Annotated in this window: 7 protein-coding genes; 3 read left to right on the top strand and 4 right to left on the bottom strand. The window is 59.7% G+C overall.

Annotated elements, in window-relative coordinates:
* Positions 1-13 precede the first annotated feature (13 nt).
* Positions 14-145 (bottom strand): hypothetical protein, encoded by a 132-nt coding sequence (locus CVS30_RS18415; protein ID WP_281268074.1) that lies wholly within the window; start codon positions 143-145, stop codon positions 14-16.
* Between the two features lie 31 nt (positions 146-176).
* Positions 177-626, bottom strand: a complete 450-nt coding sequence (locus CVS30_RS09280; RefSeq protein WP_110485049.1) for a hypothetical protein — start codon at positions 624-626, stop codon at positions 177-179.
* Positions 627-1090: 464 nt separating this feature from the next.
* On the opposite strand from CVS30_RS09280, the gene CVS30_RS09285 reads away from it, so the two are divergent.
* Positions 1091-2353, top strand: coding sequence for an amidohydrolase (locus tag CVS30_RS09285; protein ID WP_110485050.1), 1263 nt, complete (start codon positions 1091-1093; stop codon positions 2351-2353).
* Here CVS30_RS09285 and CVS30_RS09290 read toward each other — a convergent pair.
* Positions 2317-2967 carry a TetR/AcrR family transcriptional regulator gene (locus CVS30_RS09290; protein ID WP_181419758.1) on the bottom strand — a complete coding sequence of 217 codons (651 nt, stop codon included), beginning with the start codon at positions 2965-2967 and terminating at the stop codon, positions 2317-2319. The genes CVS30_RS09285 and CVS30_RS09290 overlap by 37 nt on opposite strands.
* A 159-nt stretch (positions 2968-3126) precedes the next feature.
* On the opposite strand from CVS30_RS09290, the gene CVS30_RS09295 reads away from it, so the two are divergent.
* The gene (locus CVS30_RS09295) at positions 3127-4617 is read left to right on the top strand and encodes an MFS transporter (protein ID WP_110485052.1); all 1491 of its coding nucleotides are present in this window, start codon (positions 3127-3129) and stop codon (positions 4615-4617) included.
* A gap of 72 nt (positions 4618-4689) precedes the next feature.
* On the opposite strand, the gene arfB is transcribed toward CVS30_RS09295, so the two are convergent.
* Positions 4690-5112 (bottom strand): alternative ribosome rescue aminoacyl-tRNA hydrolase ArfB, encoded by a 423-nt coding sequence (gene arfB / locus CVS30_RS09300; protein ID WP_110485053.1) that lies wholly within the window; start codon positions 5110-5112, stop codon positions 4690-4692.
* A gap of 293 nt (positions 5113-5405) precedes the next feature.
* On the opposite strand from arfB, the gene CVS30_RS09305 reads away from it, so the two are divergent.
* Positions 5406-5921, top strand: a complete 516-nt coding sequence (locus tag CVS30_RS09305; RefSeq protein ID WP_110485054.1) for a GNAT family N-acetyltransferase — start codon at positions 5406-5408, stop codon at positions 5919-5921.
* Positions 5922-6024: the final 103 nt, after the last annotated feature.

Genomic DNA, 6024 nt, shown 5'->3' on the forward strand with positions numbered 1-6024 from the left:
GAGTCCAAAATCGCTAGCGACGTGGATGATCCGTCTGCTCAGCAATCTTTTTGTTGGCTTTGGCGATGATCCGTTCGGCGCTTTCCAGAATCCGCTTTTGGGCCATCGAGGTCGCATAAACAACCTTGCCGTCGCGTGAATTCAACTTAACCTCATACTTGCCCGAACGTGCAGAATTATGTGTCGTCCCGCCGACTCGCTGTGGATTCGTCATGGCCTAGTGCACCTCTTTCGCTATCTTCATCATAGTTCAGGGATTCGGGTCCAACCATGAGCTCGGAATCATTGTTCGATTCAAGTATTTCAAGTGTCTCGTCAACGACCGCGTTGGCCATGGACGCAAGAAGTGCTTGGTCGGCCACGGTCGCAAGCTCAGAGTTCTGCATTTGTTCGATCGCCGCCATGCCTGTTGCCTGACGTTGCTCATCATCCGACAGTGCCGCATCGATGGCCCACTGAACACGGTTCCACCATGCGTTGCGGTTGTCGGCCAATGTCTTTTGTCGGATTGTCCCGCGATAGGAGAAATACGCAACGACCACGGCAAGAAGCGTTCCTAGAGGCGCGACGCCTGACAATTGCTGGAGGGAGGCCCAGATCCAATCTCCGAGCGCGTTCAAGTCCATGGTTGCACTTTACAAGGACGGGTGACCACTATGCCGGTCAGTGGCGTTTTCGACATTTTGGTCCTTAAGTCTTGCCATGTTTGGCCCTCACAACCTTGAGGATCTTGTCCACGATGGAGACGTGTGACTTCTCGAAAGGGCAGATTGCCGACGGCGGCCCGGTCACCGTTGTGCCGGCGATTTCCTAGTCCTTTGACGATATTCTGCCCTCATGAGTACGGTGCTCCGAAGGCCAGTTTTAGTCATTCACAGTTGTAGCTCGACCCTAGCTAGAAATACCGCGAATTTCGATGCGGAATTCGAACCCTGAAGTTGGAGCAGCTCAAGAGTGCAACTACTTCGCCAGCTAAGTAAATATGGGGTAGTTCACGGGCGGGTGGGAATAATTCGCCGCGTCAGGTTTACGCTGAAGGTGCGCCTCGTTTCCTGGCGTATTCGGTTCGCAAGGAAAGGAAGTCCGCGGGATGGCGAGTTTGAATAGCGGCGCAGCGGCTCAGGTCTTAAAGAACTTAGGGGCCAACAGCGACTGGCTCGAGGCGACATACCAGCAATTCCATGCTCACCCGGAGCTGAGCTTTCAGGAACACGCCAGCGGTGACGTCATCGCCGCGGCACTTTCCACCTATGGCTTCTCCGTGCAACGCCTCGGCGGGACTGGCGTCGTAGGTGTCCTGGTTAATGGCGATGGTGCCGTTGTGATGTCACGGGCGGACATGGACGCCCTGCCGGTTTCCGAGGCTACGGGCCTGCCCTACGCCTCGACGGTTCCTGGCGTGATGCACGCCTGCGGCCACGATGTCCACATGACGGCGCTCCTGGGGGCGGCCAAACTCATGGCGGAGACGCAGGGGTCCTGGTCCGGGTCGTTCATCGTCGTGTTCCAACCCGCCGAAGAGGTTGGCGGCGGGGCTCGCGCTCTCGTGGACGACGGCCTGACGCACAAGGTGCCCCGGCCCGACGTCGTTCTTGGGCAACATGTCATGCCCCTCCCGGCCGGGATGCTGGCGACGGCGGCCGGCCCGGTTTTGTCAGCGGCGGACTCGCTGAGGATTACGGTGCACGGAAAGGGCTCGCATGGGTCGATGCCGCACATGTCCGTAGACCCGGTGGTTTTGGCGGCCTCCATTGTGATGAAGCTGCAAACCATCGTCTCGCGCGAGACCAAGCCGGGGGAGTTCGCGGTCGTCACGGTGGGTGCGTTGAACGCTGGAAGCACGGCCAATATCATCCCGGATCGAGCGACGCTCCTAGTCAATATCCGCAGTTACAACGACACAGTGCGGACCCGGGTACTGGCGGCCATCGAACGCATCGTCGAGGGCGAATGTGCGGCCGCGGGCTCACCGCAGCCGGCTGACATTGAGTTGTACGATCAGTTTCCGCTCACCAACAATGATGCTGCAGCCACGGAGCGCATTTCGGAGGCATTTGCCGTGCATTTTGGGTCCGAGGCCGTGACGGTGGCGACTCCGCAGACCGCATCGGAGGACTTCAGCGTTCTGCCCAATGCCTTTGGAGCCCCCTACAGCTACTGGTTCCTCGGTGGCAGTGATCCCGAGCTATTCGTGGCGGCTCAGGACAATGATGGGGCCACGCCGGCGGTTCCAGCCAATCACTCACCGCTTTTCGCACCCGTGATGAATCCAACCTTGAGCCTTGGGGTGCAGGCGCATGTCGTTGCGGCGCTGTCCTACCTGGATGGCCGGATGCCTTCAAGGAGTAACTGAAGGGCTCGCTGACCCGCGATGGGCCAGCCTGATGCCTTGACGGGTGCGGCCGCCAGTGCCATGGCTGACATTAATAGGGCGTCTGTGGGCTGAAAATCAGATCTCACAGCATTTTGCTCCTTGGCTCGGTCCACCAAGGACTCCAGTTGGTGAGTAATCTGTTCCTGGAGCGTGTTCAAGGCTTCATGGAGTTCTTGATGGGAGGAGCCGCGAGCCCAGCCCGCGCCACCGCCATAACCGCCAAGAATCAACTCGCGCATGCCTCGATCGGCCAAGAATTGCTCGGTCGTCCGGGTTAAGAAAAAGACCAGCCCCTCCCAAGCGTCCGCAATGCCATTTGCCTCGACCGAGAGTGTCCTGCCATAGGCCAGATGCTCGCGATATACCTCCAGAATCAGCAAATCCTTGTCGCGGTAGCGCCGATAAAGCGTCGCGACGCCCACCCCAGCCGCCTTGGCAATATCGGCCAGAGGTACGTCGAGCCCACGGCTGGCAAAAAGCTCGTGGGCTGCCTCATGCAGAGCACGGTCACGTTCGCTCAGAACGACGACGTCCTGATTGCCAGCACTGTGGTCGGCGGGGAGGTACTGCTCGGATGATGGCGTCAGTGGCATGCGGGAAATGCTTTCGATGGCAGAGGAAATCAAACGATGTCCCGATAAGTCTAGCCTGAGTTCCCAATATGCGGAATAGCTGTTCCGCATGTAGTAAGCTGAGGGGAATAGCTATTCCGCAGGGATAGCTTCGACATTCTCACTGAGGCAAAAAGGTATATGAGCACTGCAACGCAAGCAAGACAAAACCATCCGACGCCACCAGCAACGCCAGATTCAAAATGGGCAGCCCTTCGCTGGTGGTCGATGCTCGCCATTGGCATGTCCCAGCTCATGGTCGTACTGGATGCCACGATCATGAACGTCGCATTACCGAGTGCGCAGCTCGATCTTGGCTTTAGCGACACGCTGCGCCCCTGGGTCATCACGGCTTATGCTTTGGCTTTCGGTGGCTTGCTGCTGCTAGGTGGGCGCATTGCCGATTTGATGGGGCGCAAGCAAATGTTCCTCATCGGCCTGATGGGTTTTGCCGTCGCCTCGGCCCTGGGCGGTGCCGCACCGACCTTCACCGTGTTGTTGGCCGCGCGTGTCCTGCAGGGTGTTTTTGCGGCCATGCTGGCCCCGGCCGCCTTGTCTCTGCTGACCACGACCTTCACCGATCCTGCCGAACGCGGTAAAGCCTTTGGTATTTATGGTGCGCTGGCTGGTGCCGGTGGCGCCGTCGGACTTTTGCTTGGAGGGGTGCTGACAGAATTCATGACCTGGCGCTGGACTCTATATGTCAACATTGCCTTCGCCGCGGTGGCTTTTGTTGTGGGTGTGCTCGCGATCGCTCCGACGCGACGCGAGCGTGGGGTCAAGCTGGACATTCCGGGCGCGATCTTCGCAACCTTGGGCTTCTTCGCCGTCGTCTTTGGTTTTGCCAATGCCGAAGAACATGGTTTCGCGGCTGTCGGGACGTGGGGCTTCCTAGCCTTGGGCGTTGCGCTTCTCGTGGTGTTCGTTCTGCTGCAGCGCAGGGGCAAGTCGCCGCTCTTGCCGCTGAATATCGTGATTCACCGCGACCGTGGCGCCTCCATGTTGGGCATCTTTGTTGCCGGCGCGGTCATCTTCGGCGTCAATCTTTACCTGGTGTACTACCTGCAGATCGTCCTGGGCTTCACACCGCTGCAGACCGGCGTGGCCGTCTTGCCGCTGTGCTTGGGCATCATGGTGTCCGCCATGGTGTCCACCTCGGTGCTCATGCCTAAATTTGGCGCCAAGGTGTTGGTTCCCGCGGGCATGGTGGTGTCCGCGATTGGCGCCCTGCTGCTCATGATGACCAAGGCCGACAGCGGCTATGCCCTCCACGTCGCCATCCCTATGTTGATCGTCGCGATCGGCCTTGGCGCCATCATTTCCACCTCCATGAGCGTTGGCACCTTGGGTGTTGACCGCCACCACGCAGGCGCTGCATCTGCCGCCGTCAACGCGTCTCAGCAACTGGGCGGCTCGATTGGCCTGGCCGTCATGAACACCATCGTCGCCGGGGCCACCATTGCAGCCCTTGATTCCGGCGAAAGTCAGCTGGAATCGCTCGTGCGTGGCTATCAGGGCGCTTACCTTGCCTGCGTCGTGCTGCTTGTGGTGGGTGCCGTCGTGACAGGACTGATGTACCGCCGTCGTGAGCACACCGCAGTTGCCACCGGGGAGCCGGCCGTGCATATGTAAGGCCTGCATTGCGCGTGAGGCGTCGTGACGACTGCATTGAGCAGCCGTCACGACGCCCTTGCTTTGGGCGCTCTAATCCATGGGCGGACGTCGCCGCAGGTATTTCGTCGTTGAGCGCTGGGACTTCGCGGCCTGATGCCGCCGCTTCGATCCACGCGTGGGTTTGGTGGCCTTTCGGCTCGGACCTGCGGGCGCGAGTGCGTTGGCGATGATCGCCGCCATCTTGGTCAGGGCCATCTCGCGGTTTCGAAGCTGGGAGCGTTGTTCCGAGGACACCACGGTGAGAATTCCATGCACTAGACGTCGCCCAAGTTTTTCACTCAGCACGCTGCGCTGCTCGTCCGTCAGCGCGGTCGATCCCTGCGGATTCCAGAACAGCTCGACCCGGCTGTCCGAGGTATTGACGTGCTGTCCACCCGGCCCCGAGGAGCGCGAGAACCGCCAGCCCAGCTCGGAGGCTGGAATGGTCAGCTCGGGGGAAACGTACAAGTCCATGTCCCCAAGTCTGACATGACGCTCGCCTCTTAGGTACGACGGCGGGCGGCAGCTGCCGCTGTTAGCGGCGCATCATGGGTGTTTGATGGCCGTTGGCATCTGATCGCGGCGCGCCACGCCTGGTCTGTTTCTGACTTTGGTGCGCGAGCCACTACTCTGGTGTCCACGCCTGCGAAACCACGGGAAGCATCCTGCACTTCATGCCGGGCATGGGGCGACAGCAATGTTGCGATCATCGCTGCGACGGCTGGGCCAGCGTGACTCAACACCAAGAAACGTAGCAAAGGACTGGAATGACGAGCCCCACCTTTACCATACGCCAGACGACCTCATCCGATTGGCGCGAACTCCGCACTATCCGTCTAGAGATGATTCAGGACACTCCGACGGCCTACGCGGAAACACTCGATGACGCTTTGCTTGTGGACGAGGCCGGCTGGCGCCTGCGTGGAGAGCGCGGCACCGCTGCACATGGAACTCAAATCACGGCGATCTCCACGAGTGGCCACTGGGTTGGCAGCATGGGCGGCTACGTTCCCGACCCCGAAACTGGAGCACTCTTGGTGGGCGTCTATGTTGCTCCGCAGTGGCGAGGCCGGCAGGTGGGATTGACCGACGCGCTCCTGACCCACATTGAAGACTGGGCGCGCACCGAGGGTTCGACGCTGACACTGCATGTTCATGAAGACAACCTGCGCGCGAGAAGGTACTACGAGCGGCAAGGGTTTGTGGCCACCGGCCACAGCGTTCCCTATAACCTGGACCCGACGAAGAACGAGCTGGAAATGTTGAAGCGTCTGGGTGACTAGCCCGTTGGAGCTGACCCTGCGAATGCTCAGATATTTGTTCTAGTATTTTTCGAATTCTTCTGGTGTTTCGTGAACGTGGTGACTATAATTGTGGTATGGGTAG

It is taken from the genome of Arthrobacter psychrolactophilus, assembly GCF_003219795.1.
Classification (GTDB): domain Bacteria; phylum Actinomycetota; class Actinomycetes; order Actinomycetales; family Micrococcaceae; genus Specibacter; species Specibacter psychrolactophilus.